Below are 25,820 nucleotides of genomic sequence, written 5' to 3'. Positions count from 1 at the left end.
TCCGCAGAAGCTGGCATATTCAGGAGAAAAAATGGCGACCGGTGGCAAGAAACATATGGGCCGCGGCAGTCAGGGCAAGGGTTCCGGGACCGGAGCGAAGACAGAGCTTCCGAAGGACATGGTTGGCGAAAATGAGGTCCTGAAGAATCGAGACAAGAAGCAGCACACAAAGCAACGCGGTCTCGACAGCAGTCGGATCAAATCCGATCAGTATCAAGATAATGCGGCAAACCGGCTTCCTAAAGACTGAGCTTGCGGGTAGCTCTTAAGGCCCGGCGGGCACGCAACGGATCAGGTATCGAATTCAGGCACGGTGTTGCGCTCTGCCAGAACCCTGTGTGGAGCCGGGCTGACCGACGGTTGAAGGCGCCTTGCAAACTCCGGCCGTCTATGGTCTCAAGTGAATTTAAGGGACCCTGTTTGCTAAGAGAATGCCATGTGTCGTCCGAGCCAACGCGATTTCGACCCTCAGGAAAACCTGAGTGTAGACCAAGAGATTGCGTCATTGTTGACAGCCATCGAGCAGGAGAAAATTCCTGATCGCCTGACTAAGCTGGCGATCCAGTTGCAGAATGCGCTGATCCAGAAGCGTCGGTGCAAGCCGGAGACCTGACACAGGCGCTTATCTGGGTTCATCAGTCCCTCGATCCCAGCAATCTTTCAAAAGATGGTCATGTCTTTCGACCAGCGTCTGCGAGGAGCTCTCATTCAGGAGTTCCAGAACGTGCGCGCGCGCCCGGTTGAGCCGGCTTTTCACGGTTCCGACGGCACAATCGCATATCTCAGCCGTTTCTTCGTAGCTGACGCCCAGCACGCCGATCAGCATTAATACTTCGCGCTGATGTTCTGGAAGCTTCTGGATAGCTCGATAGACCTCCTTGCTCCGAAGGAACCATTCCTGGGAGGCTTCCGAAATCGGTCGGCTGGAGGCACAATCAAGCAGCCCCGGCGCTTCCCTCGCCGCAGCCTTCACCCGCGTGTAGTGCGTGTTGCGCATAATGGTGAAAAGCCAGGACTTCAGTCGCGTCCCCGGCTCGAACTTGTCCAAATTGGCAAGCCCTTTGGTCAAGGTCTCCTGGACCAAATCGTCGGCGTCATCAGGAACACGGCAAAAGGTGCGCGCAAAAGCGCGCAAGGCGGGGATCAGGTCGACGACGGAGATTTCACCCGGTGCACAATCTGGCGCGGCATGACCATTGGGTAACACGGCTCGACCCCAGCAGAGAGAGTTGAAGAACATCGATCAGGGAGAATGCGTGACGATGACGATCGTTCCTGTTCGAATCGAACTTGCTCGAACGCCCTCCGGCCAACGTCGACGGCGCCGTTCGGGCTACAGTAACCAACTCGCCACAAGGCCAGCCGAGGCCGCAAAGATTACGGCCGTCGTGATGCCTCCGAGGATGTTCGTGCTCCGGCTATTGACCCTGTCGCCCATGATCCTGCGGTCGCTCGTCATTAGAAGCATCAACAGCAGGAGCGGGGGAGTGGAAAAACCTTGCACGATGCATGAAGCCTGAGACGGACCGCCGCGACTACAGTGCGCAAACACGCGTGCTCTTGAAATTTCCAAGTACGGCCGGGCTGGCGCTCAATAGCCCCCGATGATCGGCAGGATCTCGCCGGTGATGTAGCTGGAGCATTGCGGCGAGGCTAAAAACACATAGGCCGGCGCGACCTCCTCTGGCTGGGCGGGCCGCTTCATCGGCGTCTTGGCGCCGAACTGCGCGACGTCCTCGGCCTTCTTCTCCGACGGGTTGAGCGGCGTCCAGACCGGGCCCGGCGCCACCGCGTTGACGCGGATGCCCCTGCCTATGAGGTTGCCGGAAAGCGCCCGGGTCAAGGCGTGGATGCCGCCTTTGGTCATCGAATAATCGACCAGGTCCTTCGAGCCCTCTATGCCGGTGACGGAGCCCGTGTTGATGATCGCCGAGCCCGGCTTCATGTGCGGCACCGCTTCCTGCGCCATATGGAAATAGCCATAAAGGTTGGTCTTCAGCGTGGTATCGAAATGCTGCTCGGTGAGGTCGACGAAATCGGCTGAATGCACCTGGAAGGCGGCGTTGTTGACAAGCACGTCCAGCTTGCCCAACCCCTTCACTGTCTGTTCCACTGCCTTGCGGCAGAAGGTCCGTTTGGAAACATCGCCGCGAAGCGTGACGCAGCGCCTGCCTTCAGCCTCTACCGCTGCTTTCGTCGCTTTGGCGTCGCGATCCTCGCTGAGATAGACGATGGCTACATCGGCGCCTTCGCGTGCGAAGAGCACAGCGACGGCGCGGCCGATGCCGGAATCGCCGCCGGTGATCAGCGCCACCTTGCCGGCCAGCTTGCCCGAGCCCTGCCAGAACGGCGCGTCGTAGAGCGGCGCCGGCTCGATCGCCCATTCCTCGCCCGGCTTTGGATGGTGCTGCTTCGGAAATGGCGGCACCGGATATTGGCGCGCGCCGGCCTGCATGGCCGTCGATGATTTTGCCTTCGGCTTGGCTTGATCCTTAGCATCGACCTTGCGCTGCACGCTGCGCTGCTTGCTGGCGGCCTGCTCAGCGTCGGATTTCGTTCGGGTGGCGAGTCTTGTCGGCATCGTTTTCTCCTTCATTTTGGAAGGTCAACGCACGCCGGCAAAAAAGGTTTGGCCGTCTTCTCGCGAACGCTCTCGGGCGACCAGTCCCCGCCTGGCCGCTGGCGTCGGCGAAAGATCGCGCACAAACCTACGGACCGGCCAACGACCGGCCGCCTTGGCGGCATAACTCCTCTTGGTTCAGCCGGCATGCAACCAGCCGGCGGCAACTACATTGATCGCGATCCAAAGCTGGTGGCAGCCATGAAATCCCTACGGACGATCAATCCCCTTTTCACTACGGCCGCACGGCCGAATGGCTCCGATGGTGAAAACGCATGAGCCGGTTCCTGCCGCTCACCATTCATTCGTCGGCGGCGGCACGATGGTGGTCGCTTCGATCATCGACGCCAAGAAGGCGCTCGGCGGAAGAAGGAAGAGCAAGGACGTCCCGTCCTTTGCCAGAGCCGCACGACTGGTGGACGACGCCGTGGCGGGTATCTGCCGTCCGGCGATTGCCTTTGCTGCCTTCAAGAAGGCGGCTGCTGAACAAGGTCTGCTGGAGCCTGCCGGTCCAAGTACCGCGCTCAGCATGCTCGACCAGCTCTGGTCCGGCGACGGTAAGGGTCGGCCGAAGTGACACCCGCGTCAGGTCACAAATTGTTTCGCCAGGAACATCGGTTGACGTTGCCAGTTGTGCTTGCTCAGGGAAGCTGAGCGCTTCCTAGCATCTTGTTGGAGCAATGGGTCGGCGCCGTTCCGCTGGAACAGCAGACACAACCGAAGGAGATATTGATGGCGAAGAAAAGTTCGTCCGGCGCGGCGAACGGGCTGGAAAGCCTGTTTGTGGATGGCCTGAAGGACATCTACTACGCGGAGAAGAAAATTCTGAAGACGCTGCCGAAGATGGCCAAGGCGGCGCAGTCGGAGGAGGTGAGCGCGGCTTTCGAAAAGCATCGCATGGAGACGGAAGGCCAGGTCGACCGGCTTGAACAGGTTTTCGAAATGTTGGGTAAGCCGGCACGAGGCAAGACGTGTCCCGCGATCGACGGCATCATCGAAGAAGGTTCGGAAATCCTTGAGGAATACAAGGACGAGCCCGCGCTCGATGCGGGCCTTGTGGCCGCCGCCCAGTCGGTCGAGCACTATGAGATAGCTCGTTACGGCACGCTGATCGCCTGGGCGGAGCAACTGGGCCTGAAAGACGCCCTGCCCTTGCTGCGCGAAACGCTCAAGGAAGAATCCGCCACCGACGAGACACTTACCAAACTCGGTGAAAGCGGTGCGAACGAGCGGGCTTTGCAGGCGGCCGCGTGAGGCGCCTGACATACCCTCGGTTCATAAGCCGAAATGCTAGCTTGACGATGCGGCCCCGGTCTCCCGACCGAGGCCGCAATCAACTGGTAGCCATCTATCGCCCGGCAAGACTGCGATCAGCGTGCCGGCTTTTGTGTCCTCACGAACCGCTCCATTCCCTTCTTCAGCAGAGCGGCCGCCCTCCTGGCGTCGCGCCAGCCTTTCAGCTTGATCTTCTTGCTGGTGCCCAGCACCGACGACAGAAAGAACTGCTCGATCTCGCGGCGCAGTTCATCGGGCACGCGATCCATCAAACCCGGCTTGTCGGGTGAATCTTGCTTATGAGGACTAAAGATATAACGGTCGTTGTAGAACTCCGAACCTTCGGCATCCTTTTGCTTGACGCGCAGCGCGCCAAGCAGGTCGCAGTTGATGACGATGCCTGGCGAGGACACCGCCTGATGGATGACGAGGCCATCCAACGGGTCACCGTCTTCGCCGCGTGTGGACGGTATGAAGCCCCAATCGTAGGGATAAGTATTTCCAATCGGCAGCGGCCGGGTGAATTCGAAGACGCCGGTTTCGGGATGGTAGGAGAACTTGGCCGCAGCTCCGCGCGGTGTCTCCACGACGACCCTTATATGTTCGCCATTCATCGTTGGCAGCTTCTCGTAATCCGGCATCGTCCACTCTGGCCCAGTGTCGCCCTCCTAAGCCCTGCCAGAGACGAAAGTTCCCATTGCTCATTTGGGGCGCAGAAACTCGCCCGCCGGCGCGGCGTTCATCTCTTTGCCGCCTCAATGCCTTTCGCAAAAAGGCAAGCCCTGATCGGAGTTCAACATGGAAAAAGCATTCAATCGGCTCGCGGAAATTGTCGCCCACGCCGCAGGACATGCATGGGCGTTCGCTTTGTGCCTGATTTCGGTGCTCCTCTGGGCCATTGCTGGCCCGATTTTCAAGTACTCCCAGACCTGGCAGCTGGTCATCAACACGGGAACCACCATCGTTACCTTCCTAATGGTTTTCCTGATTCAAAATACCCAGAATCGCGACGGTGCGGCCATACAGGCCAAGCTCGATGAGCTCATCCGCTCAGGCCGCGCGAAAAACGCCTTCATCGGTATCGAACATCTCACGGACGGTGAGGTTCAAGAATTCAGAGATAAGTGTGCGAAAGCCAAGGCCGCCAGCGAAGGCACGACCGCACGCGCCTAGAGTGAGAGGCGGTCCTACTTGGAACCCCGATGCTTGTTGTGCTCACTTTCCTGATTTTTGCCGCGAAGGATGTTGCGGTCGTCTGGGTCGACGAGGTTAGGGGCCTCGCTCCTCAGATTCGAGCCCTTCCGCCGAGCCTCACGTTCGGCAATCGAGCGCTTCAGCTCCGCCTTGGCATCGAATTGTTTCGGCGCGTTCTTCGTGTTCTCACGCTCTTCGATGACGCGCGTTTGCTGATCGTGGGTTTTGCGTCCAGTCATCGCTTACCCCTGCGCTTTTGTGGGTAACGGCACCCGGACTCGATCGTTCCTGGCTTGCGCGAGGAGTTTCGATCTTTCTGAAATTTCGCATGCGGACGAAGACGTCTGGCGTGATACATTCTGAGGCATCGCCTCGACCAGACGGCAATAGTCAAAGCGCTTCGCGAACACGTCGACGAAGAGACAAAGCTGCCTCAGAAAGATTCGGCCTGAAGGAGTCGTGCTTTGGGCAGCCACCGTCTCGGTCCAATTCCGTTTCGGTCAAAGGCCATGGGTCAGCTTGGATCATGCCCGACATCGCAACGCTCAACGGCGTAATCCTCCTCCTGGCTGCGGGAACGGCAGGGCTCGCCCTCTACAATGGACTGCAGGCGCGCTGGGCTTTGCGCGGGTGCCGGTTCGGACGGTTCGTTGAAGTCCGGGGAGTGCGGCTGCACGTTATCGAGGGGGGCGAGGGCATGCCGCTATTGCTGTTGCATGGCAACGGCGCTTCGGCCGAAGACTTCATGACGAGCGGCATCTTTGACAAGACGGCTCCGCATTATCGTGTTCTGGCTTTTGACAGACCAGGCTTCGGCAGGAGCTCGCGCCCGATCGGCAGGGTCTGGTCGGCCGCCGCCCAGGCCGACCTGATCGATGCCGCCGCCGCGAAACTCGGGCTGGGATGCTACATCGCTCTTGGCCACTCATGGGGAGCCACGGTAGCGCTCGAGATGGCGCGCCGTTGCCCCGGATCCGTTGCCGGTATCGTGCTCGTTTCAGGCTACCACTATCCGTCGCCGAGGTTCGAACTCGCGCTGTCGGCATTGCCAGCCTTGCCTTTGATCGGAACCGTGGTCCGCCATACCTTGCTGCCGCCGCTGGTCAGACTTGGCTGGGGCTGGTCAATGCGAAAGATATTTGGCCCCGCCGCGATCTCTTCGGCATTCGCGGCAGCGACGCGGGAGTTGGCGTGCCGGCCATCGCAATTGCGGTCCATCGCGGCGGAGTCGTTCCTGATGTGGGTCGCAGCGGCGTTTGCGAGGTCTCGGCACGCTGACATTTGCGTTCCTGTTGGGATCATCGCAGGCGCCAGCGATCAGCTCTTCGACGCGCCGGCCGAGGCGTTACGGCTTCACGCGGAGCTTCTGAACTCGATGGTCGATATCGTCCCCGATGCCGGGCATATGGTGCATCAGACAGCCCCACAGGCGGTGATTGCCATGATCGACAAGATCGCCGCTCTTTCGAGCGTCGGCGACGCGAGGTTGAGCGGCCGATAAGCGGCCGCGCGCCAAGAATGGTTAACTCATACTGCCGTGCTGGCCCGGTGCGGAACCTTCCGACCGGCGCCGCTTTATCTTGATGTTCGAAGCGGTCGCGAGGGGAAGATATTGCGCAGCGTTGTTTGGCGGAGTCGCCTTTTCCTGCAGGTGCTTGCGCTGGCGCTTGCCTCCTGCTCCTCGTCGGAAACCGTCGAACAGCAATCGAAACTTGCGGCCTCGACCGGGAAGGCGGCAGTGCTGGTGACCGATGCCTGGCTTTCCGATGCTGCGCCATCCCACTACGCATCGGCTGCCTTGCAATCCTTCGCCGAGACGATCGCCGATGCCGGCCGGCGGGTGAAGTCGGCCTCCCCGTCCAATCCTGCGAACCGAGATAGGCTAAAGGCGGCGGTCAGCCGACTGTCGAACGCGGCAAGGCGCGCCAAGAGCGCGGTCGAGGCCGCGGAGCACGCGCAGGCCAGCCAGGCGCGCGACGAGCTTAGCGCCGCTCAAGCGGATCTCGCCACGGCCTATCGCGACTATTTCGCGCCGCAACGATGAAGAAGCTGCTGGAAATTTCCTTGGGCGTGGTGACCAGCGTTGGCGGCTTCCTGGAGGTCGGTTCGATGGCGACGGCGGCGCAGGCCGGCGCATTGTTCGGTTTCCAGCTCATCTGGGCGATCGTGCTCGGCACCATCTGCATCATCTTCCTGGTCGAGATGGCCGGTCGCTTCGCCGCCGTGAGCCACCACACCATCACCGACGGTATCCGGGAACGGTTTGGCTTCAATGCATTCCTTTGGCCACTGCTGGCAGTCTTGTTGATCAACTTCATGGTGCTTTCCGCCGAGATAGGTGGGGCTGCCATCGCCGCCGAGCTTGCCACGGGGATCAGCTATCAGTGGTGGGCGCTGCCGGTGGCCTTCCTCGCCTGGCTGCTGTTGTGGAGAGGCACATTCGGCCTCATCGAGAAGGGGGTATCGATGCTGGGCCTGGTCACGCTCTGTTTCGTGGTCGGGGCGGTGATGCTTCAGCCGGACTGGAAACAGGTTGCCTTCGGTGCTGCTCCCACCTTGCCGCACCACGATCCGGCAAACTACTGGTTCATGGCCGTCAGCATTCTCGGCGCTTCCATATCCCCCTACCTTTTCATGTTCTATTCCTCAGGAGCGATCGAGGATCAGTGGGACAAGAGCTATCTCGGCGCCAATCGGGTCATTGCCGGTCTAGGAATGACTTTCGGTGGAACGATCTCCGTCGCTGTTCTGATCGTGGCGGCGGTTGTGCTCGGCGCGCATGGCGTGAATCAGGTGAATGACTACAATCAACTCCCGCTGATGCTGATCGCCATATTCGGGTTTTGGGGTTTTGTCCTTTTCACTGCTTCGCTGGCCATTGCCTGCTTCGGCGCTGCGCTCGAGATAGCGCTGCAGCAGGCGTATCTCGTGGCGCAGGGATTCGGCTGGACGTGGGGCGAAAATCTCAGTCCGCGCGATGATCCCGGTTTCAGCCTCGTCTACACCGTAACGCTATTTCTTGCTGCAATTCCGATAGCGCTTGGCCTCGATCCGTTAAAGCTCACCATCTTTTCGATGGCGCTGACCGCGGCCAGTCTGCCGCTGACCGTCGTCCCGTTTCTCTTCCTGCTCAATGACGATCGTTATGTCGGTGAGCACCGCAATGGCGTCGCTTCGAACGCCGCCGTGATCTTCATCATCGCGCTCGGCTTCGTGCTGGCGGTGGTGACCGTTCCCCTGCAGATATTTGGAGGCACGTGATGCAGTTGCTGCGGGATATCCTGGACAAGCAGGTCGTCGACCGCGAGCAGGTCAAGATCGGCAGGGTGGACGGCTTAGTCGCCGAGCTGAGGCAGGGCAAGCCGCCGAGGGTCGTTGCCGTCGAACTTGGCTCGATCGCGCTCGCACGCCGCCTGGGTCAGCGTCCCGGGCGGTGGACGGCAAGGCTCACGGCCCGGCTGCGTGGAAACCGGCAGGCCCGGCCACATCGCATCGCGTGGAACAAGGTGCGCGACATCGGTGTCGACATCGAATTCGATTTGGACGTGCGGCGGACCAAAATCTTGGCCTGGCAGGATTGGCTGCGCGATCACGTTGTCGGCTGGATCCCGGGAGCCTGACGATGGCAAATGTGAATCTCGAGCATCTGACTGGCCGGCGCGTGTTCTCGGAGCGCGGCAAGAGCATCGGCTATGTCGAGGAGATCATAGCCGAGCAGGACGGCGACGACCTCGTCGTCACTGAATTCCATGTCGGTATCTTTGCCGCTTTTGAACGCCTGTCCGCCTCGACCATAGGCGCTGCGCTGCTTGATTTCTTCGCGCTGCGCCGCCGCGACGGCCTCTACCGCATACCATGGGACACGCTCGATATTTCCGATCCGGCACGCCCGAGGCTGCTTTGCCCGGATGAAGCGCTTGCGGCTTTGAGGGCGCAGCCGAAAGGTAAATAGCCACTTACTAAAAAGCTGCTCATCCAAGGGAACATCCCAGCCGGCGCGAAGTTCGGGACTGGTAAGGAGGATCCTACGCCATGAACACTGTCATCTATCTCATCGGTCTCATCGTGATTGTGCTCGCGGTTCTCTCCTTCCTCGGCTTTCATTAGGAGGGCGCCATGCAGCGCGAGAATGATCAGGGCCGCAGGCCCGCCGACTTCAGCAAGGCCAAGAGCGAGGTTTCCGATCGGGTTCGGCAAGAGGCACAAAGTGCCGCCGAGGCGCTCCACGATGCGCGCGACGAAATTGCGCAAAGGGCGGGTGATTATGCGTCGGAAGCACAGGAGGCCCTGTCCGAAAGAGCTGAGGAAACGCAGCGCGACATCGGATCGAGCCTGGCGGCACTCGGCGGCGCCTTGCGCGCTGCAAGCGACCATCTGGCCAACACCGATCAAAACGCGGCGTCGAAATTCATGCTGGATGCGGCGGGCGGCCTGGAAAGGCTGTCGTCCTCGCTGAAGCAGAAACCGTTCGGGCAGGTACTTGAGGACGTTCAGTCCTTCGGTCGCCAGCATCCGGGCACACTGGTTGCCGGTTCAGTCTTGGCGGGACTCGCGCTCGGAAGGTTCATGAAGGCTTCCCCGCCGGCAGGGCAGGCTGCGGCCGGATCGGGCCGACAAACCGGTGTGAGAACAAGCGAGTCCCGGGACAACGCGGCGCCCAATTGGGGCTCCGACGGCGGCGTTCCCGGACAGGCAGCGGAGCTGGAAAGATGAATACTCAGGACAACCCAAGCCTAGGCACTCTGTTAGCTGATCTGGCGCAGCAGGTGAGTACGTTGGTTCAGACGGAGGCCAGGCTCCTGCGGGCGGAGATATCGGAGAGCGTGACCAAGGCCGAAGCCGGCGCAGTCGAGGTTCTGGGCGGTGCGATATGCCTGCTCGCCGCACTGCTGGTTCTGCTGCAGGCACTCGTCATTGCCTTGGCGCGCTTGGGGCTGGGCGCCGGATGGTCCGCTTTGCTAGTCGGAGTGGTCGTGGCCGTGCTGGGCGTCGTCCTGTTGCGTACGGGCATGGCAAGCATGGCGCCTTCGGAACTGGCGCCGGACCGCACGCAGGAGCAGCTGAAACGCGACGCGAACGTGATCAAGGAACAAGCGAGATGACTGACAAATCCGCAGCCGAACTCGAACGCGAGGCCGAGGCCACGCGGGCAAGGGTGATCGCAACGGCCGATTCCATCCGAGGCAAGATGACCCCTGGCCAGTTGTTCGATGAGTTCACCGGCCTTTTCAGTGGTGGTGCGGGCTCCGAGATGCTTCACAACCTGAAGACCCAGGTGCGGGAAAACCCCTTGCCGCTGACCGTGATCGGGGCCGGCATTGCATGGCTCATGCTGGGCAGCGGCGCTACCGCGGCAACCGCTGCTCCCCGCCACGTGGCCCGTCGCGATGATGACGCGACCGGCACTGAATTCGCTGCCATGACTTCGGACACAGCGGCCTCGGTCGCTGAGATGGCCGGCGGGGCAGCAGGAAGTGTCTCGGCCATGGCCAGCGGCGCAACCGATACGGTGTCCGACATGGCACGCGGCGCAGCGGAGACGCTCACGAACTCGGCGGCAGCCACGGCCGACATGGTAACGAGAGCCAGCCGTTCCACGCAACAGTTGCTGGAGGATCAACCCCTCGCGGTGGCGGCTGTCGGCCTCGCAGTCGGTGCCGCGATCGGCGCGATGCTGCCTCGCACGCAAATCGAGGACGAGCAATTGGGTGGCTACCGCGAACAGCTTCGGGACAAGGCCGAAGACGCACTTGAAGAGGGCGTCGATCAGGCAAAGCAGGTTGCAGCCGAAGTCTATCAGACAGCCAGCGAAGAAGCCGGGCGGCAAGCCTCGAGCGAAGGCACGCTGGCCGATAAAGTCGGTGATGTCGTCAAGTCCGCCGCCGACACAACCGATGAGGCGGTGCGCCGAAAACTCTCCGATACCGAGCCGTCTGTTAAGAACAAATCGACTTGAAAGCATCTCGGCACGCGCGCTGACAACCCTGCGGCATGAAGACTGCGTAGCTGTTGCATACCTGTCACGATCCACTTCGGCCGCCTCTTCCCGGCTGACCGCGAGTGCCGGCATTGCCGCAGTTGCGTTATTAAATGCGCTTCGCTGACGAAATCGGCATGGCGCAACACCACATCCGCGAAGGCGCGCGGCAGCGTGTCCACGAGCACAATTTCTTAGCTAGGTGGAGCCACGAATTGCCGGTCGGCAAAGCCAGCGGCTTCCTGCACCTACTCGAAGATATCAGTTCGACACACTTTAACCCTCCTTCTCCTGTGGTAGGCCGTCAGTGAGGTCGTAAAAATCGGATTTCGAGCCGATGAAAATGTGCTTGCTGAGACGAAGACCCGTCGGCTGGTCGAGAGTGCCAGCCGCGACGAACGTTTGCGTGCTGGCAGCCTCTCTCCAAAACAGGTTGCCGCCACAGCGTGAGCAGAAGCCGCGCTCGACGTTGTCCGAGGACTGATACCAGCTCAGCGTCGACGAGGTCAGAAGCCTAAGATTCTCCGATCGGCAAGCCGCCATGGCTGCGAAGTTGCCGCTTGTGCGCGCGCACTGCGTGCAGTGACAGGCTATAGGGTCTGCGAGTTCGCCCGCGATTTGGTAGCGCACACCGCCGCACAAACAATGTCCCGATGACATGGAAACCTTACTTGCGAGGCGAGTTTTTGTTCCGTGGCGTGGTCAAGATCTTCGTCGGTTCCGGCGTGCTGATGTATCTCGGCGGCGATATGGCGGTCCCCAATTCGAATCCTTATTTCGCGTTTCGTCGCGTTGGCCGAAGGTGCCGCCTATCCCGGACTATCACAAAGAAAATTGGACCCTATTGGGTGACTCGCACTAACATGGTTTGTTGTCCCTGCTCTACGGTCGCCCATCATCTGCTGTCCGAAACGTGGGAGGGCCGTATGCGGTTAGAGCGCTTTCGTAAGCCGGTCTTTGTCCAGCCCGGCCGCATCGATCGTAAGACCGTATGTCCGCCTCTGTCGGTGAGGTGGCTCGCCCTACACTGCGCGTCCGAGGGTTGCTCGGGCGGGCCGAGCCGATCCTCATCACAGGAGGACGAGCCGTGGCAGATTATAGGCGAGCATTTGTCGGAATCGATGTCGCGAAGCTGAGGAACGCCATCGCGATTGCGGACGCTGGCCGGGAGGGAGAGGTTCGCTTCTTCGGCGAGGTCGACGCGTCGGATACGAGCATGCGCCGAGTTATCCAGCGGATCGCTGCCAAGTTCGATCGGGTGCATTTCTGCTACGAGGCCGGCCCGACCGGCTATGGTCTCTATCGGCTGATCCGATCGCTCGGCTATGAATGCATGGTGGTCGCCCCGTCGCTGATCCCAAGGAAGCCTGGCGATCGGGTGAAGACGAACCGCCGGGATGCTCTTGCGTTGGCTCGACTGCTGCGCGCCGGCGAACTGACGGCGGTGTGGGTTCCCGATGAAGGTCACGAGGCCATGCGGGATATCGTCCGCGCCCGGGCGGCCGCGGTCGAGACGCTTCGCGTCCACCGGCAGCATGTGAGCGCCTTCATGCTCAAGCACGGGCGTATCTATCCCCGCAAGAAGGGCTGGACGATGCGCTATCTGCGCTGGCTGCAGGAGCAACCGTTCGATCACCCGGCACATCAGATCGCGCTTCAGGAAATGGTCGAAGCGGTCCGCGTCTCAAAAGAGCGGGTCGAGCGACTTGAGCGTGTGATCGAGGAGTTCGTTCCGGCCTGGTCGCTGGCGCCCGTCGTGCGGGCGCTTCAGACATTGCGCGGCGTAGAGCTGATCGTCGCCGTAACATTCGCCACCGAAGTTGGCGACGTGCAGCGGTTCGAGAGCCCGCGTCAGCTCATGGGGTATCTCGGCCTCGTTCCTGGAGAACGATCAACCGGCGAGACAGTCAGACGGGGCGGCATCACCAAGGCGGGGAACGAGCGCCTGGACCTATCGGCATCCGCCGAAGATTGGCAAGATGAAGCTATACCGACTGGAACAAGCACCACCGAAGGTGCGAGACATCGCATGGAAGGCTCAAACACGGCTGACGGCCCGCTATCGAATGTTGAGCGGACGAGGCAAGAAGACAACGGTGGTCTGCACAGCGATCGCCCGTGAACTGGCCGGCTTCATGTGGGCCGTTGCAAGGGAGGCGCAGGCGATCAGGTCGTAGACCGCTGCGACGGCTTCATCTCGCGCATGGGCGGAGGCGGGACCACGGCAGGGGAATGCCCGTCAGACGCTTTGTGGCCGGCAACCTGGCCGACGCCCGCAGTAAGATAGGAACAGCCCCGGACGCACAATCGGGAATGCGGTAGCCAACCCGCGCATCAGAGCTTGATCACCGACGTCCTTCAGTTCCGCCTCCACCCATGCGCGATCATCAGAATGAGCAGCCGTTCCTCGGATCGGACGATATCCTGCGTTACAACCCTTGACAGCGGACATCAGAGCGTTGTTTCCGGGCCACCTTTCGGGAGTGATCGCGATCTGTGAGGTTGTCGAGGCTTAGGTCAATGAAAGAGCCCGCTCCCTGGCGTCTATGGCGGGCGGGCTCTTGGTCGAGACCTCCTAAAGGAAAGCCGGCATCTCCCGAAGCTCCGCAGGGAGGCGACAATCCATCTCGACGCGGCGCGCTCTTCTTAAGGTTGGAGAAAGATGCGCCGTCCAATTGGTTCAACAGCGGCTTCGAAGAAAAGTTCCCGATTGCCACATTAGCCTGTGCTTGACGAACCCGCCGGCTGCCTCAGACGGGAAGGCCCCGCGGCCCGGCCGCACATGTAGGTAGATTTTAAGATTGTGGCCGAGCCATTTACCTCACCCGTTGGAAGCGAGGCGCAAGGATCCTGCAACCGCGCCATGGCTTGCGATTGGTTCCAATTTTAGGAATTGGCCAGCAGGTCTCGGCAACAGGTCAATCTTAACGGCAGCGTATTGAGCCGCATTGACCTCGTGTGCCGGCGATCTGATCGGCGTTTCGGTTGTCATCATCTTATCTTCTCGTGGGAAGAGGGATTGGAGCGCCCGGGCGCGTCCGGGCGCTCCAAGCGGTCTCAGGCGTAAGTAGCATGGCTCTTTCCCGCAACATGCGGAAATTCGCCATCTTCGACGAGTATGTCCTTCCTGCGCGCGAATGCGACGAAAACTCCTCTCGCCGTCTCGGCGTCGATATCTCCCACCAGGGCCGCTTTGCAGGCGCGGATGGCAGCCTTTTGCTCGGGGCTGTTGCCGCACCAGTCGACCGAAAACTGATAGGCATCGGTGACCGTGTTGAGCTGCCGCGGGAAACCCAAACCCACCCAGACACGGATCGGCTTTTCAAAAGGCTTGGAAACCATGGCCACCTCCATCGTTTCGCGACGATTTCAGGCGGTCAATCCGCCGCCTCTGCTGTTCGTGCCGGTCATCCAGGGTGGCGGGGCGCTCACCTCTTCAAGGATGCGGGCCGATTTCGCAAAGCCCGAAAAGGCTTTCTGCGCCGCGGTCAGCGGGTAGCCGCTGTCGAAGGCGCGCTGGCAAGCACGCAATGCCGTGTCATAACCTGGACCACGTTTGTGTTTCGGCCATTCATAGAGGAATTCCAGAGCGTCCTCGAGGCAGGCGACCTCCTGAATGAGGCTGTTTCCATTCTTCACATAGACGGGGCTGTCGAAGATACGATCGTTCATAAGATCCTCCAAATCGAACGAACAACTCAGCTTTGGGACAGGCGAGAACCGACAGCGGTTCGAGCCTGACGGCGATATGGGTTTGTCATTTTTGAGCGTCAAGATTTCGGCTGCATCAAAATTTCGGAGCATAATTTCCGTGCTCATCGGCGGCGCCTCGATGAGTTGATCGAAACCGCTGAGAGGGCAGGCTGGCATAGAAACAGGGTTGCCTCGGCGCCTTGCCGCGAAGCGGCTCAACAGCGGTACCGCTCAGCGAGTAGCCAGAAATCCTTTAGCGAGGCGTGGCGGAGCATCTCCTCGCCTTTCAGTGTCTTCACCAGGCCGGGTTTCTGCCGTTCGTCCAAGCTCCTTCGGCGCAGGAGCGCCGGCCATGCCGTGGACGAAATCCCATAAGGCCTGCCGCTTGTCGGCTTTGGACGTGGCAACGGCCCCGCCTACGCAAATCCTCAGGTAACACTGTCGAAGCGAGGCGACCGCTTGTGACCCCGCAACAGTTTACCGGCCTGCTCGTAGGATCCGATAAGCCCATTTCTCTTGGCTAGCGCGCGAGGCGTGCGCGGGGTCGCACGGATCGTCTTTCACTGACGTGCCAGACGCATTCGCCATTAAGCACGTAGTAGGGTTCCTCCTGCGCGGAGGACGGTGGCGAACCCGGCCGGGATCATCCAGTCGAACATGCTCGTGTGTTTCGTGTCCTCCCCGGTGACAAGAAAGAACGGTAGATGGCGCGCAGCATGATCCCGTTGTTCTCGTCAGGCCTGCGAATGATCGGAGCATCGCTCATTTGCGGGCAAGGCGATCTAATCTGAAAGCGTCTTGGTCTGGATCGTTCTGTGACCGTGGCCGCTGCCGGACCCCGCCGGCAGGCTTATGCATACGAACCCAAAACGCGACACTCGAATTTAATTCAATATCGCATAGCTGTAAGCGTCCGGTTCGCACTCGCTGAAAAAAGCGTGCTGGAACATTCCGGCATGGCCGCGGTTCTCTGATCAGGAGGAACGGCCATGGTAGACGACAAGACCAAGCGTGACTTCCGCGACCGTAACCGCGTGTCGGCGGACGAGGATTACGAAGTCCGTCATTTCGCCAACAAGGTTGGCCTGACGGTCCAACAGGTCCGCGATCTCATCAAGCAGCACGGTAACGACCGGAAGACGCTGGAACGCGAGGCCGAGAAGCTTCGAGGATGACCAACATTTTCAGACTTGGTCCGACCGATTGATGGAAAGCGGCATAGTGGCGAACAAGCAAGGAAGCAAGATCACCTCTACGTGGCGACCTATGCCAAGTGATCTTGCATAAATAGCCGGCCCACGAACCGTTGGACATGGACCCGAAAGTGGGGCCAAGGCCCTTCCCTATGAGGGATCGCCATCACCAGAAATCCGACGATATCGGAAGTGATTGCGAATGTGGTCGTTGAAAAAGCGACCCTTGGCGAAAGCCGCTCGGAATGCCGCAAAAGTCTCCGGTGGCACAGACTCAAACTCGTAGTGTTTGCCGCTTGTCACAAACCACACGGACAAGATCCTGCTCTCCGGATCATAGGCTGTTTTGCTTATCGAGGTGGAGGGCATGACTCTTCGAAAGCGCGGACCTGAGAATTCAACTTCGAGGTGACATAAACGTTCCGTGGCGCCTCACCTGGGCTCCTGGCAACGTATGCGACCCTCGCCCACACAGAAGGCAGGTTGGCCATTATAGCGCGATGCCAAGCGCAGCCGAGCACAAGAAAGGTTTCAGCGGTGCCGAAGCCCGCCAAAAGAAGGCCTTCCGAACGCTTGGGAAATTCGAGGTCCGATAAGAACCAGGAGTGACGAGGCGGGAAGCTTGCGGCCGCCTGGAGCGCGCGCCGTAGGCTGATTGGTCGAACCCGAAGCCAACAAACCGGCGACACGTCAAAAAAGCTGGTGCTCGACTACCCGTCGGAATCGACGGTCCGGTCGCCATTTCCGTTTGGGTTCGGAGCCGGTGCTTCCCGGACATCACGAGGAGGAGGGTCGACGTGTTTTGGCGTCGGGTCGGCGTCGCTGCTGCCTGAATGGTGCTGTTTCTTGCCGGGTTTGTGCGGTTCCAGTTTCCGCGCGGCGGCTTCTTGATTGTTAGGTTCGGTCATTGTGATCCCTCCGATGGGTATCGTCTTAACAAGACCGGAGCTGGTAAGGTTCCTCCCGTCGGGAGCGGTGCTCTTTGCATCGAAATCTAAGAAAGCAGACGGCACGCGGTGCTGCACGCGGCATTAGGTCGTGCAGCCAAATAGCGTTCGTGGCAAATGTCGCGAAGCTGGCAATCGCTGTTTCTTACAACCAACCGCCCGAGAAACCGGCTCGGTGCAGTCCGGTGGCGATGGCCGGCACGCCGCGCATTAGTCGCCACAGGAAGTCCGACCGGTAATTCTCGATCATCAGGGCGATCGGCCCCTGATTGATGCCGATATGGTCCGGCGATACCCAGCCGCAGGCCCGGCCATCGGCGGCGGCGATCGTTGGATTGAAACTTGCGGTGAAGCCGTAAGGGTTGCCCGCCTGCAAGTCGATCTCGTGGAAGTGGCTGAGCGCCGGCAGAACGATCTCGGGCGCAAAGGGCAACGAGGTAATCGCCGCCCACGGCGAGACCGTGCCGTCATCGGGACCGAAAGGCGCGGCGCGGGCCAGATACCCGAAAAAGCGGCGGTCACCGATCGTCATGTGACGTTTTGTCGGGCCTGGGCCGTCGCTGGCGGTGAAGCCCCAGCAGTTTTCCCCATAACCGCTGAAGCCCTTGGGATTGCGGATGGCGTAGTCGCGCTGCAGGTAGGTCGCCTGGCGGCTATTCTCGAAATAGTCGCTGCCATGGTTGCGCATGAAGGCATCGCGGATGCCGCGGAAATCGATCCAGATGTGCGACATTTGGTGGATGAAGAGCGGACCGGCATAAACCAGTTTCCGTCCATAGATCCTTTTCCACTTGTAGCTGGAGAGCCAGGCTGCATAGCTCTCTGGCGGGAGCGGGAAAGTCCGCGAGCCGAGACCCAGCATGTAGAGGATGAGCGCCTCGTCGTAGCCTAACCAACGGTATCGCAGGAACCCTTTTTCCGGCTGCCAGCCATGGGTGATGGTGGCGCCTCCATTCTGCGCCCAGCGCCAGTCGGCGCGGCGGTAGAGCCCGTCGGCAAGCCGACGAATTTCCAGCTCGGATTCATCGTCTTGGCCGAAATAGGCTCCGGCGGCCAGCGCACCGGCAAGCAAGAGCGCCGTGTTCCAGACGCGGCGTCCAGTCTGCATATCCAGGAAATGGTAATAGAAGCCCTTGTAGCCAGTGGCGTCGGGTTCTGGCCCGTGCGGTGCGTTCCAGAAGAAGCGAAGCGTGGCGAGCGTCCGTCCAACGGCCGCAGCGCGTGTCATGAAACCACGCTCGACACCGACGGGATAGGCCGACAAAGCGAGCCCCACGGCGGCTATGCTGGCAGGCGACGATTTGGTGTTGCGATCGGCGATCAGGCCATTTGCCGGGTTGGCCTCTTTGAGGAAATAGTCGAAGGACAGGCGCTGAATGTCTGAGAAAAGTGCCTTCAGCGAGTTGTCGGTCGATGCATCCATGGCTGCTGATATAGAGGCCTTCGATGCGCTTCCCATCTTTTGCGCGAGGCGTTTGCCTAGCGCTCGACTTGCCATCGGTGTTTCTCATCATTTGGATCCCGGGATGCTGGACACCGTTGAAGCTCGCTTTGGCGATGCTCGTCTTCTTTGCTGTGCTATTCGGCCGGCCTCGATGACCGGCCTCGATGGCAGCTTAGGGTGTCGCTCCGATTCCTTGCTGATCCGCCTGAGAGTGACGTGCGGGCCCAAGCCCAGCAGGTCGTGATCGACAAAAATCCAACCGCATTGGAAGGATATATTTGCAGGCCATGCGGCGCTGCGCGGAGACGCGCGGTCGATTGCAGGCGCTCCTCGACGAGAACTACAAGCACGACGAAATCTGGGACCAGTTGTGGCGCCGCCCTGCCCCGCTGCGGTCGATGCAACGCTGAGCCACCCACTTCGTTGGTAACCACTGTTCTTGGGCCGCCAAGCAGGGACGTAGCTTCCCCTTTGTTGACGCGGTGTAGGTGGCGGATCATGATAGCCAGCGGCGCAAAGAGCGACACCTCATGCTGGTGGGAGGGCAATGATGCATCCATTTGTCATCGACGCGAAGCCTCAACCTATTTCAATTGATCCTGCTAACGCTGCAGTTCTCGTCGTGGACATGCAAAATGACTTCGGCTCCAAAGGTGGAATGTTCGACAGAGCCGGAATCGATATCTCCGGGATCCAGAGGGCTGTCGGCCCTACTGCCAGAGTAATCGCTGCCGCTCGCAACTTGAGAGTGCCCGTCGTCTATCTGAAGATGGGGTATTTGTCAGACCTCTCGGACCTTGGGAGGTCGGACGCCCCCAACCGTATCCGACACCTCCAGGTCTTTGGGGTCGGTGAGAGCATGATAACGCCGGATGGCAACGAGAGCCGGATTCTGATCCGCGACACCTGGGGAACAGACATCGTTGACGACCTCAAGCCACAAACAGGAGATGTCGTTCTCTACAAAACACGGTTCAGCGGCTTCTACGAGACCGAACTCGATTCTGTTCTAAAGACCGCAGGCGTCAAACACCTCATCGTGACAGGATGCACGACCAGCGTGTGTGTGGAATCGACAATTCGGGATGCCTTCTTCAGGGACTATCACTGCATACTGCTGACGGATTGCACCAGCGAGCCCATTGCTTGGGACGCCTCAAGGAGCAATCATGATGCCTCGATCACGCTCGTGCAGATACTCTTTGGATGGACATCGACGTCCGACCATTTGCTGAAGGCGATCGAGGAGCGAGTTCAGGAGCGTCTTGAGCTAGCCGAATGAGTTGGCGAGGCCGCGTATCACCCGAACTCAGACACGGCCTTAAGCTCGGGAGCCCGATGCAGGCCCAAGGCAGCAGGTCATCGATCTGGCTGTTGGGGTGTTCCTGGTGAGGACATCGGCAAGGTAGCCGAGCGGCTCGACACCGCTGAGTTTGCACTTTCAGTCAGCGATGCGATGACTGCCCAGTGCTCGGCGCCACCGTAGGCCGGCGGGTCGCTCCCTGCCATGGTCGATCATCGCGGGCATGGGCTCAGAGTTGGCCTTGTCTTCGTCTTGCTGCGGCCCGGATCGAAGTACCGGAGCGGTCGTCTCGTCGGCGAAGAGTTTTGGCGAGGACTTCAGCTTGCCAAGCAGCCGCTCCGAACATCGCCCCTCACGGTCAAGCGCGAAAGGTGCTGCCGGAACAGCCCTTACCTTCGTTGACCGTGGGTCCGCTCACGGTCGCTTCGACCAAGGCGCCAACATACTATTTCGCCGGCTTATCCTTGTCGCCGATGTCTGAATTCTGCCGCGTCGGCGCGGGAGCTGTCGTCACAGCTATGGAAGAAATCTTCCAACGGTTGTCGACGTTTTCGAAGGACAGATCGAAGTCGATTTCCAGCGGCTGCGTGGGGAACAGGCCGACGAGGTGCAACTGCTTCTGGGGATCGAGAAAGGGCGGCGTGGACAGTTGCGGTGTGATGACGGCAACCGCCGTGAGATCCGCGCCGGTCAGGCGCAGCGCCTGGAACTTGATCGCAAGATCGCCTGCGGTGTTCTCCGCGCGAAACCTTGGAGAACCCAAATCCCTCAGCACCGTGAAGTTGCCAGTCTCCACCGCCTGCTGGAGAGCCGTCATCGTGCTGCGGGCGAGATAGATCGACTGCGCGGCATTTGCCGGCCAGTCGGGTGAGGCCGGTGCGGTCGGCGCCGCCTTTTTCTTGCCCGACGCCGGCGCCTGCGCCTGGGCAAGGCCAGGTCCGGCGGCGCACACGACCAGCGTCCCCGCCAGGATGGTTGTGACTATTCGCATCGGGATCATCATATCGCGCCGGCGGGACCGCTTCCTACCAGCTCATCCTCAGGCCCAGCCGTCCGCCGGCCATATGCTGGCCGGGATCGAACGCGACGCCGCCATTCAGCTGGAGCTGCGAGCCGAGCCGGGCGCCCGCGCTGAGCGCAAAGGCGTTGGCGCCCTCGAACGTGCCCCAGTTCAAGGTAGTGACGAATCTCTCGTCCGGAAGCACGGTCGGGGCGCCGGCCAGCGCCATCGCCATGGCGACGCCGGAATAGGCGCGGCTGCCGACAGTGTCGATGCGGGAGCTGAGACTGTTGAATTGCGCGGGATCGGAAAAGCCGAGCGCACCCGGGGTCACCGAAGCGAGATTGCCGCTGGAATCGGTGGTGAGGATTTGGATTGCGCCGTTTTGGGCCGACGAACTCGCCGCCGACGTCAAGCCCGGCATCGCATAGGTGTTGCTCGCCGTTCCGAAGACCTGCTCGTTCTGCCTCGTCGCGACCGCACCCGAGCCGTAGGCCGCCGAACCCGCATAGCCGGCGCTTGCGCCGGTGCCGATCGCAACCGCGTTCAGGCCGGCCGACGATGCGCCCGATCCCATGGCGATGCCGTTGGCGCCGGTCACGGTCGTTCCATTGCCGAGCGCGACGGCGTTGGTGGCGTTGATCTTATTGCCCGATCCGATCACCAGCGATCCGGATGAATTGGCCATGCTTGCGACGCTGTTGTTCGACCCGAAGACCTGGATGCCGTTGCCGTTGCCGGCAACGTTCGGGGCGTTGACGGCATTGTCGTCGCCATAGACGAAGGATTTGTCGCCGTTCACGACATTGGGGTCGCCGACCGCGTAGCTGCCATTGCCGTTGACCGTGTTGCCCACGCCGAAAGCGCCGCTATCGTCGCCCGTGACACTGTTGTTGGAGCCGACGACGGTGGTGTTGTTGCCCTGCGAATGGTTGTTGGTGCCATCCGCCAGCGCATTCGTGCCGCTGGCATTGCTGCCGGAGCCCGCGGCAGTGGAATTGGTTCCGCTGGCGTTCGGCTGCGGGCCGGTGGAAGTCGTATCGTAATATGGGGGATTTCCGCTTCCGCCGCCGGTGATGCAGGTCAGGTCGCCCAAGGCATTGGTGCCTATGCCGGAGGAACAGCCCGCAAGCGATGCAAAACGAACAGTGCCCACGACGTCGAGGCCCGCGGCCGGAGTATCCGTGCCGATGCCCACGTTTCCATTTCCATCGATGGCCATGCGCGTCACGCCATCGGTGGCAAGGAGAAGGCGACCGCCGGACCCGGTGGCCGAATGGGCATTGATCAGTGACGTTCCGACGCCGAAACTCGCGCCGCCATAGCCGACCGTCAATCCATCGCTGTTGGCCGCCGAGGACACGCCGATCGTCTCGAAGGTGTCATCCGAGGAGCTTCCGTAGACATGCAGCTTGCTGTCGGGGGAAGCGGTGCCGAGACCGACGTTGCCGTTCGCGGCGATATCGAGGCTGCTCGTCGGTGCGCCCGGCCGGATACGCAAAGGAAGCCGGCTGCCTCCTGTCGTGTCGCGCACGAAGAAATTCGCCTCGTTGGCTCCGATATCCCAGGTCTGCGCCGTGAAGCCGCCGGCATTGGTCTGCTCCAGGCGGATCGCGGGCGTATCGCTTCGCGTGATCTGCAGTCCAAGAGCCGGATTGGAGGTGCCAAGGCCCAGGTTTCCCGAGCTGTTGACGTAGACCGCATTCTCCGGAGCGCCCGCATTCACGCGAAACACCATCTTGCCAGACGTCGCGTCCTGAATACCGAAGTAGCTAGCACCACCCGATGCGGAGTCGTTCGCTATGAGCGCCCAGTCGTTGGCAGGAAGTCCGGCCGTCGTGCTCGTGTCGTCGAAATAGATGCGTGTGTTGTTTTCCTTGACGACAATCGTGTTGAAACCGAAGCTTTCATTATTGACGCAATCGAAGCCCACACAAAGGCTGCCTTGCACGATCTGATCGTCCGCTACGACCTGGTCGGCAAGCGCATTCGCGATCGGCATGGCGAGGATTGCCACGCTCAGGCGCAACGCTGCGCACCTGGCATTCCTTGCGAACTGTTTTTGCGTCAGCACCAAGCCCCCTCCCTGCGATGACCCTTGCCCGAATCCGACCCGCCAGAGGAACGCAGAATTTCAGGCTTATGTCCAAGACGTCTGTTTAGCAAGCAATAGAACTGTGCGTTGCCCGTCTTCATCACAGGTGTGTTCCGGAGACATCACCAGTAACATTAAGGTTTCGTGGACATCGCGGAGTGGGTCTGTTCATCGCTTCTTTGCCCGGCGGCCGGACGACGATAGGCGTGAATTTCCCCAACCCCGACCAGGCGCTCCTTGGGAGCCTTCTCGCTCCTTAGACAAGGCTACCCTGGAGAGCTCAAATCCTGCCGGTCCGGAAGCGGCCCAATCTGCCAGGCGTAATGGAGGATGCGCCTGCGCTGAACGACTGCGGCGTGGCGAGCGAAAACTTACCGTCGCGCCGCGGACCGCGTCGACTGACTATGTTTGCGCTCGGCTGAGTCTGGTCGGTGGAGCAGCACCTGGTTGCGGCCCGTTTGCTTGGCCAGATAGAGTGCCGCATCCGCTTGACGCTGTAACTGCTCCGGCGAGATGGCCTCTTCAGACGTCTGAACCGCGACACCGATGCTCAGGGTAACACGGCGAGACACGCGGGATCCAGGGTTGGGAAAACCGGCGGCCTCAACGCTCTTGCGGATTCGCTCAGCCACAAACACGGCCTCTTCCTCATTCACCCCGGGCAGGATCACCAGGAACTCCTCGCCGCCGTAGCGGGCCACGTGATCATGATCGCGCCTGACGTTTTCCTGGATAATCCTGGCGACCTCCACCAGACAGCGATCGCCCTCGGCATGGCCGAGGTGATCGTTCAGCTTCTTGAAGTGGTCAATGTCGCACATCAGCATCGCGGCACCGTCGAGGCAACGTTTGTCATTTCCCCATAGGTGGTCGAGCGTTTCCGTCATCCAGCGCCGGTTGGCGATGCCGGTGAGCGGATCGGTCCTCGCCAGGAGTTCCAGTCGAGCGTTCGCTTTAGCCAGTTCGGCGACCCTGCGCCGGTCGCGAAGCTCAAACAGGAAAGTCTTCTGAGCGAGAATTGTCATGATGCGCCGCGCGGCTATCGTTGCGAGGACGCCGCTGGCGAAGAACAGCGTCGCAGCCACCGCGCTGCCAAGTTCGATCGCCGGATTCTGAAGTTGAAAAATGAGATAGAGACCGAGCGCCAAGGCGGCAATGGTCATCGTCCAGGCCAATGGGATGCCGAAGATGATGATGGCTGTGATGGCCACGAACAGCATGATGTTCAAATGCCGTTCATAGAACTCGCCACCAGCGCTTACACCGACCAATGCAACCGAGAATAAGATGAGGAACATGCCTGCGATCAACGTGGGCCCCTGGAGCCAGGAGGGGCGCGGCTTTCGCCACGCGAGAACGACCGCGATAACGACCGGCGGAATGATAGCCCCAGGCAGGAGCATCGATACGGCGATCGCCCTCGGAAGTATGACCATGTAGAGCGCCAGGGTGAGCACATCCAAGACGGCTACCCACATCATCCAGGCGCGAATGATCTTCGCCGTTTGCGACCACACACGAGCACGAAACAGGCGTTCGATCTCGCCGCTGAAACGAATGTCGCGCGTGCGGCGCGCCAGAAGTTGCTCCACTTCCGCGGTAATGGCTGGATCATCCTGCGCACCGAGGCGCTTTTGATCTGACACCATCGACGGACCCTGAAACTGCCTTCTCCTGAACATCGATCCGAGCCATCCATTGGTCGGTCGCGGGCTAGCATGCCGCGATATCCTGAAGATTCGATTGCTCACGCGAAACGTCAAATCATTCGAGACATTCTCCTGACTCACCACCCCAACTCTTCGGGCGCGTCGGCAAAGACTAGTTCTGCTCTGGGCGCAGGTGCGTTGGATCAGAGTGCGTCCGGTCGAACTTCCTCTTCTGGTCCAAAGAGTGCTGGCTGAGAAGCGTTTCTCTCGGCCGTGTAAATCATCCCTGGGGTCTGTTCCGGCGCCTCCCAGTTATTGCGCGCCGGGCGCCCATTCGGGCAGTGGCGCAAGGCTGCGGTTGAACTGCTTCCACCACATGGGCTCATCTATCTCGCAGCAGGCGCGAAGCATGGCATGCGCCTTCTCGAAAGCCTGGGTAGCGAGATCGTCGAAGGTCATCTGCGCGTCATATGGCACCGACACCACCAGTTCCTGACCGGTCTGTGTGCCGCCTTCGTCGACCTGAAGATAAAGCCAAACGACGAAATGCGCGCCGTGGCCGCTCGCGTCCGCATTGCCGATCTTGATGCGGTCGATGCCTGCTGCGGTGACTTTCATGCGGGTACCTCTTCATTCGAATTCACAGTGAACCCCAGAAGTCCGCAACAGTTGGAAAGGTTCCGGAACCGCCATCTCTATGGTGAAGTATTGATAAAGAGCCGGCTGGGCTGCCTCGATTTTTCTTATGAATCCCACAAGGGTTGGTTAACATCCAGAACCAGGACTAGGTCGCAAAGAGGTCTCCTTCGCGGAAGGATATCGCATTGACCAGCTGGAAGTCTTGGTAGCGCCGCAAACGGCCATGCTGTGACCTCGACCGATCTTACTCTCGTGTTGTCAAAGTCGAGATCTGACTGGTGTCGCATCGATTGCACAGTCGGCGACCTTCAGCATCGGCACCTCTGCCACGCGCAGGCCTGCGCCATACCGACAGCGCGGCCTGGCGCTTGAGGCCGGTGGTGGCGTTGAGCAGTCGGGCGACCTCGTCGCGGCTGAGCACCACCGGCAGCTTGCACGGGTGCGCCAGACGAACGAGCTTGCGCGCCAGATCGGGACGATCGACCGTATGCGTGAAGAAGAAGCGCAGCGCCGACACGATGCTGTTCATCGTCGGCACGGGAACACCGTCGCCCTGCTGCTCTATCTGGAACCGGCGCGGGTCGTCGGTGGTCCCTGTGTGTGGTAAACGGCCGAGGAACGTCGTCAGGCGTCCGATGTCGCGGAGATAGTTGCGCTGCGTCTCCCGTGAGAAACGCCGCATGTTCATGTCGTCGATCAGCCGCTGGCGCAACAGGGTGATCGGAGCTTCGAGAACTGGAGGAGGCATGGTCAGGCTCCTTGTTGAAGAAGCCTGTGATGCTCTGCCCCTG

General features: G+C 60.6%; 30 protein-coding genes and 3 pseudogenes. 16 read left to right on the top strand and 17 right to left on the bottom strand.

Going from position 1 to position 25,820, the window contains the following annotated elements:
- Nucleotides 1-31 precede the first annotated feature (31 nt).
- Both ABID26_RS19315 and ABID26_RS19310 read left to right on the top strand, forming a co-directional pair.
- A complete protein-coding gene (locus ABID26_RS19315; protein WP_292344995.1) occupies nt 32-250 on the top strand; it encodes a hypothetical protein in 219 nt (72 codons plus the stop codon).
- 186 nt (nt 251-436) lie between these two features.
- Nucleotides 437-613 (top strand): hypothetical protein, encoded by a 177-nt coding sequence (locus ABID26_RS19310; protein ID WP_292374171.1) that lies wholly within the window; start codon nt 437-439, stop codon nt 611-613.
- 9 nt (nt 614-622) lie between these two features.
- Here ABID26_RS19310 and ABID26_RS19305 read toward each other — a convergent pair whose 3' ends face one another.
- The gene (locus ABID26_RS19305) at nt 623-1,207 is read right to left on the bottom strand and encodes a sigma-70 family RNA polymerase sigma factor (RefSeq protein ID WP_292374169.1); all 585 of its coding nucleotides are present in this window, start codon (nt 1,205-1,207) and stop codon (nt 623-625) included.
- Between the two features lie 384 nt (nt 1,208-1,591).
- Complete coding sequence (locus ABID26_RS19300) at nt 1,592-2,581, bottom strand: SDR family oxidoreductase (protein WP_354416049.1); 990 nt, start codon at nt 2,579-2,581, stop codon at nt 1,592-1,594.
- Between the two features lie 301 nt (nt 2,582-2,882).
- Here ABID26_RS19300 and ABID26_RS19295 point away from each other — a divergent pair, with 301 nt between their 5' ends.
- Nucleotides 2,883-3,197 (top strand): DUF982 domain-containing protein, encoded by a 315-nt coding sequence (locus tag ABID26_RS19295; RefSeq protein ID WP_292374165.1) that lies wholly within the window; start codon nt 2,883-2,885, stop codon nt 3,195-3,197.
- A gap of 155 nt (nt 3,198-3,352) precedes the next feature.
- Complete coding sequence (locus ABID26_RS19290) at nt 3,353-3,874, top strand: YciE/YciF ferroxidase family protein (RefSeq protein WP_189521492.1); 522 nt, start codon at nt 3,353-3,355, stop codon at nt 3,872-3,874.
- Nucleotides 3,875-3,990: 116 nt separating this feature from the next.
- On the opposite strand, the gene ABID26_RS19285 is transcribed toward ABID26_RS19290, so the two are convergent.
- Nucleotides 3,991-4,536: an inorganic diphosphatase gene (locus ABID26_RS19285; RefSeq protein ID WP_292374163.1), complete on the bottom strand. Its 546-nt coding sequence runs from the start codon at nt 4,534-4,536 to the stop codon at nt 3,991-3,993.
- Between the two features lie 157 nt (nt 4,537-4,693).
- On the opposite strand from ABID26_RS19285, the gene ABID26_RS19280 reads away from it, so the two are divergent.
- Nucleotides 4,694-5,068 (top strand): low affinity iron permease family protein, encoded by a 375-nt coding sequence (locus tag ABID26_RS19280; protein ID WP_292374161.1) that lies wholly within the window; start codon nt 4,694-4,696, stop codon nt 5,066-5,068.
- Between the two features lie 14 nt (nt 5,069-5,082).
- On the opposite strand, the gene ABID26_RS19275 is transcribed toward ABID26_RS19280, so the two are convergent.
- Nucleotides 5,083-5,328 carry a hypothetical protein gene (locus tag ABID26_RS19275; RefSeq protein WP_292368018.1) on the bottom strand — a complete coding sequence of 82 codons (246 nt, stop codon included), beginning with the start codon at nt 5,326-5,328 and terminating at the stop codon, nt 5,083-5,085.
- 287 nt (nt 5,329-5,615) lie between these two features.
- On the opposite strand from ABID26_RS19275, the gene ABID26_RS19270 reads away from it, so the two are divergent.
- From ABID26_RS19270 to ABID26_RS19235, 8 genes are all read left to right on the top strand, one after another.
- The gene (locus ABID26_RS19270) at nt 5,616-6,590 is read left to right on the top strand and encodes an alpha/beta fold hydrolase (RefSeq protein WP_292374159.1); all 975 of its coding nucleotides are present in this window, start codon (nt 5,616-5,618) and stop codon (nt 6,588-6,590) included.
- A gap of 111 nt (nt 6,591-6,701) precedes the next feature.
- On the top strand, nt 6,702-7,133 hold the full coding sequence (locus ABID26_RS19265; RefSeq protein ID WP_292374157.1) for a hypothetical protein: 432 nt from the start codon (nt 6,702-6,704) through the stop codon (nt 7,131-7,133).
- Nucleotides 7,130-8,350, top strand: coding sequence for an NRAMP family divalent metal transporter (locus tag ABID26_RS19260; protein WP_292374155.1), 1,221 nt, complete (start codon nt 7,130-7,132; stop codon nt 8,348-8,350). The genes ABID26_RS19265 and ABID26_RS19260 overlap by 4 nt, the downstream gene beginning before the upstream one ends.
- Entirely contained in the window at nt 8,350-8,709 is a 360-nt protein-coding gene (locus ABID26_RS19255; RefSeq protein WP_292374152.1) for a hypothetical protein, read from the top strand. Before ABID26_RS19260 ends, ABID26_RS19255 begins: the two co-directional genes overlap by 1 nt.
- Nucleotides 8,710-8,711: 2 nt before the next feature.
- On the top strand, nt 8,712-9,041 hold the full coding sequence (locus ABID26_RS19250) for a hypothetical protein (protein WP_292374151.1): 330 nt from the start codon (nt 8,712-8,714) through the stop codon (nt 9,039-9,041).
- A 164-nt stretch (nt 9,042-9,205) separates the two neighbouring features.
- The gene (locus ABID26_RS19245; RefSeq protein ID WP_292374149.1) at nt 9,206-9,802 is read left to right on the top strand and encodes a hypothetical protein; all 597 of its coding nucleotides are present in this window, start codon (nt 9,206-9,208) and stop codon (nt 9,800-9,802) included.
- Nucleotides 9,799-10,191, top strand: coding sequence for a phage holin family protein (locus ABID26_RS19240; RefSeq protein ID WP_126098680.1), 393 nt, complete (start codon nt 9,799-9,801; stop codon nt 10,189-10,191). Before ABID26_RS19245 ends, ABID26_RS19240 begins: the two co-directional genes overlap by 4 nt.
- A complete protein-coding gene (locus ABID26_RS19235; protein ID WP_292374147.1) occupies nt 10,188-11,045 on the top strand; it encodes a hypothetical protein in 858 nt (285 codons plus the stop codon). The genes ABID26_RS19240 and ABID26_RS19235 overlap by 4 nt, the downstream gene beginning before the upstream one ends.
- Nucleotides 11,046-11,342: 297 nt before the next feature.
- Here the strand turns inward: ABID26_RS19235 and ABID26_RS19230 are convergent, their stop codons facing one another.
- Entirely contained in the window at nt 11,343-11,726 is a 384-nt protein-coding gene (locus tag ABID26_RS19230; protein WP_292374145.1) for a GFA family protein, read from the bottom strand.
- Nucleotides 11,727-12,153: 427 nt separating this feature from the next.
- Here ABID26_RS19230 and ABID26_RS19225 point away from each other — a divergent pair.
- A pseudogene (locus ABID26_RS19225) lies at nt 12,154-13,243 on the top strand (IS110 family RNA-guided transposase).
- Nucleotides 13,244-14,123: 880 nt separating this feature from the next.
- On the opposite strand, the gene ABID26_RS19220 reads toward ABID26_RS19225, so the two are convergent.
- A complete protein-coding gene (locus ABID26_RS19220) occupies nt 14,124-14,408 on the bottom strand; it encodes a DUF982 domain-containing protein (protein ID WP_292374281.1) in 285 nt (94 codons plus the stop codon).
- Between the two features lie 27 nt (nt 14,409-14,435).
- Nucleotides 14,436-14,738 (bottom strand): DUF982 domain-containing protein, encoded by a 303-nt coding sequence (locus ABID26_RS19215; RefSeq protein ID WP_292374278.1) that lies wholly within the window; start codon nt 14,736-14,738, stop codon nt 14,436-14,438.
- Nucleotides 14,739-15,748: 1,010 nt separating this feature from the next.
- On the opposite strand from ABID26_RS19215, the gene ABID26_RS19210 reads away from it, so the two are divergent.
- Complete coding sequence (locus tag ABID26_RS19210) at nt 15,749-15,934, top strand: DUF3606 domain-containing protein (RefSeq protein WP_292374142.1); 186 nt, start codon at nt 15,749-15,751, stop codon at nt 15,932-15,934.
- 168 nt (nt 15,935-16,102) lie between these two features.
- On the opposite strand, the gene ABID26_RS19205 is transcribed toward ABID26_RS19210, so the two are convergent.
- The 3 genes from ABID26_RS19205 to ABID26_RS19195 form a co-directional block, all read right to left on the bottom strand.
- Nucleotides 16,103-16,321 carry a KTSC domain-containing protein gene (locus ABID26_RS19205; RefSeq protein WP_292374141.1) on the bottom strand — a complete coding sequence of 73 codons (219 nt, stop codon included), beginning with the start codon at nt 16,319-16,321 and terminating at the stop codon, nt 16,103-16,105.
- Between the two features lie 341 nt (nt 16,322-16,662).
- Entirely contained in the window at nt 16,663-16,860 is a 198-nt protein-coding gene (locus ABID26_RS19200; protein WP_292374139.1) for a hypothetical protein, read from the bottom strand.
- 184 nt (nt 16,861-17,044) lie between these two features.
- Complete coding sequence (locus tag ABID26_RS19195) at nt 17,045-18,322, bottom strand: glucoamylase family protein (RefSeq protein WP_354416048.1); 1,278 nt, start codon at nt 18,320-18,322, stop codon at nt 17,045-17,047.
- Nucleotides 18,323-18,893: 571 nt separating this feature from the next.
- Between ABID26_RS19195 and ABID26_RS19190 the strand changes: the two genes are divergently transcribed.
- Nucleotides 18,894-19,625: a cysteine hydrolase family protein gene (locus ABID26_RS19190; protein ID WP_292374135.1), complete on the top strand. Its 732-nt coding sequence runs from the start codon at nt 18,894-18,896 to the stop codon at nt 19,623-19,625.
- A gap of 61 nt (nt 19,626-19,686) precedes the next feature.
- Here ABID26_RS19190 and ABID26_RS19185 read toward each other — a convergent pair.
- The 7 genes and pseudogenes from ABID26_RS19185 to ABID26_RS19155 all read right to left on the bottom strand — a co-directional run.
- A pseudogene (locus ABID26_RS19185) lies at nt 19,687-19,849 on the bottom strand (transposase domain-containing protein); the annotation flags it as partial.
- A pseudogene (locus ABID26_RS37065) lies at nt 19,819-19,985 on the bottom strand (IS66 family transposase); the annotation flags it as partial. The pseudogenes ABID26_RS19185 and ABID26_RS37065, both read right to left, overlap by 31 nt.
- 106 nt (nt 19,986-20,091) lie before the next feature.
- Nucleotides 20,092-20,637 (bottom strand): hypothetical protein, encoded by a 546-nt coding sequence (locus ABID26_RS19175; RefSeq protein ID WP_292374133.1) that lies wholly within the window; start codon nt 20,635-20,637, stop codon nt 20,092-20,094.
- A 34-nt stretch (nt 20,638-20,671) separates the two neighbouring features.
- Complete coding sequence (locus ABID26_RS19170) at nt 20,672-22,648, bottom strand: hypothetical protein (RefSeq protein ID WP_354416047.1); 1,977 nt, start codon at nt 22,646-22,648, stop codon at nt 20,672-20,674.
- 464 nt (nt 22,649-23,112) lie between these two features.
- Nucleotides 23,113-24,390 (bottom strand): GGDEF domain-containing protein, encoded by a 1,278-nt coding sequence (locus ABID26_RS19165; RefSeq protein WP_292374129.1) that lies wholly within the window; start codon nt 24,388-24,390, stop codon nt 23,113-23,115.
- Between the two features lie 312 nt (nt 24,391-24,702).
- Complete coding sequence (locus ABID26_RS19160; RefSeq protein ID WP_292374127.1) at nt 24,703-25,008, bottom strand: hypothetical protein; 306 nt, start codon at nt 25,006-25,008, stop codon at nt 24,703-24,705.
- A gap of 265 nt (nt 25,009-25,273) precedes the next feature.
- Complete coding sequence (locus ABID26_RS19155; RefSeq protein ID WP_292374125.1) at nt 25,274-25,777, bottom strand: phage integrase N-terminal SAM-like domain-containing protein; 504 nt, start codon at nt 25,775-25,777, stop codon at nt 25,274-25,276.
- Nucleotides 25,778-25,820: the final 43 nt, after the last annotated feature.

It is taken from the genome of Mesorhizobium shonense (genome assembly GCF_040545255.1).
Classification (GTDB): Bacteria; Pseudomonadota; Alphaproteobacteria; order Rhizobiales; family Rhizobiaceae; genus Mesorhizobium; species Mesorhizobium shonense.
Note: the sequence above shows the minus strand (reverse complement) of the source record. Positions and strands in the feature narration are given on the sequence as shown.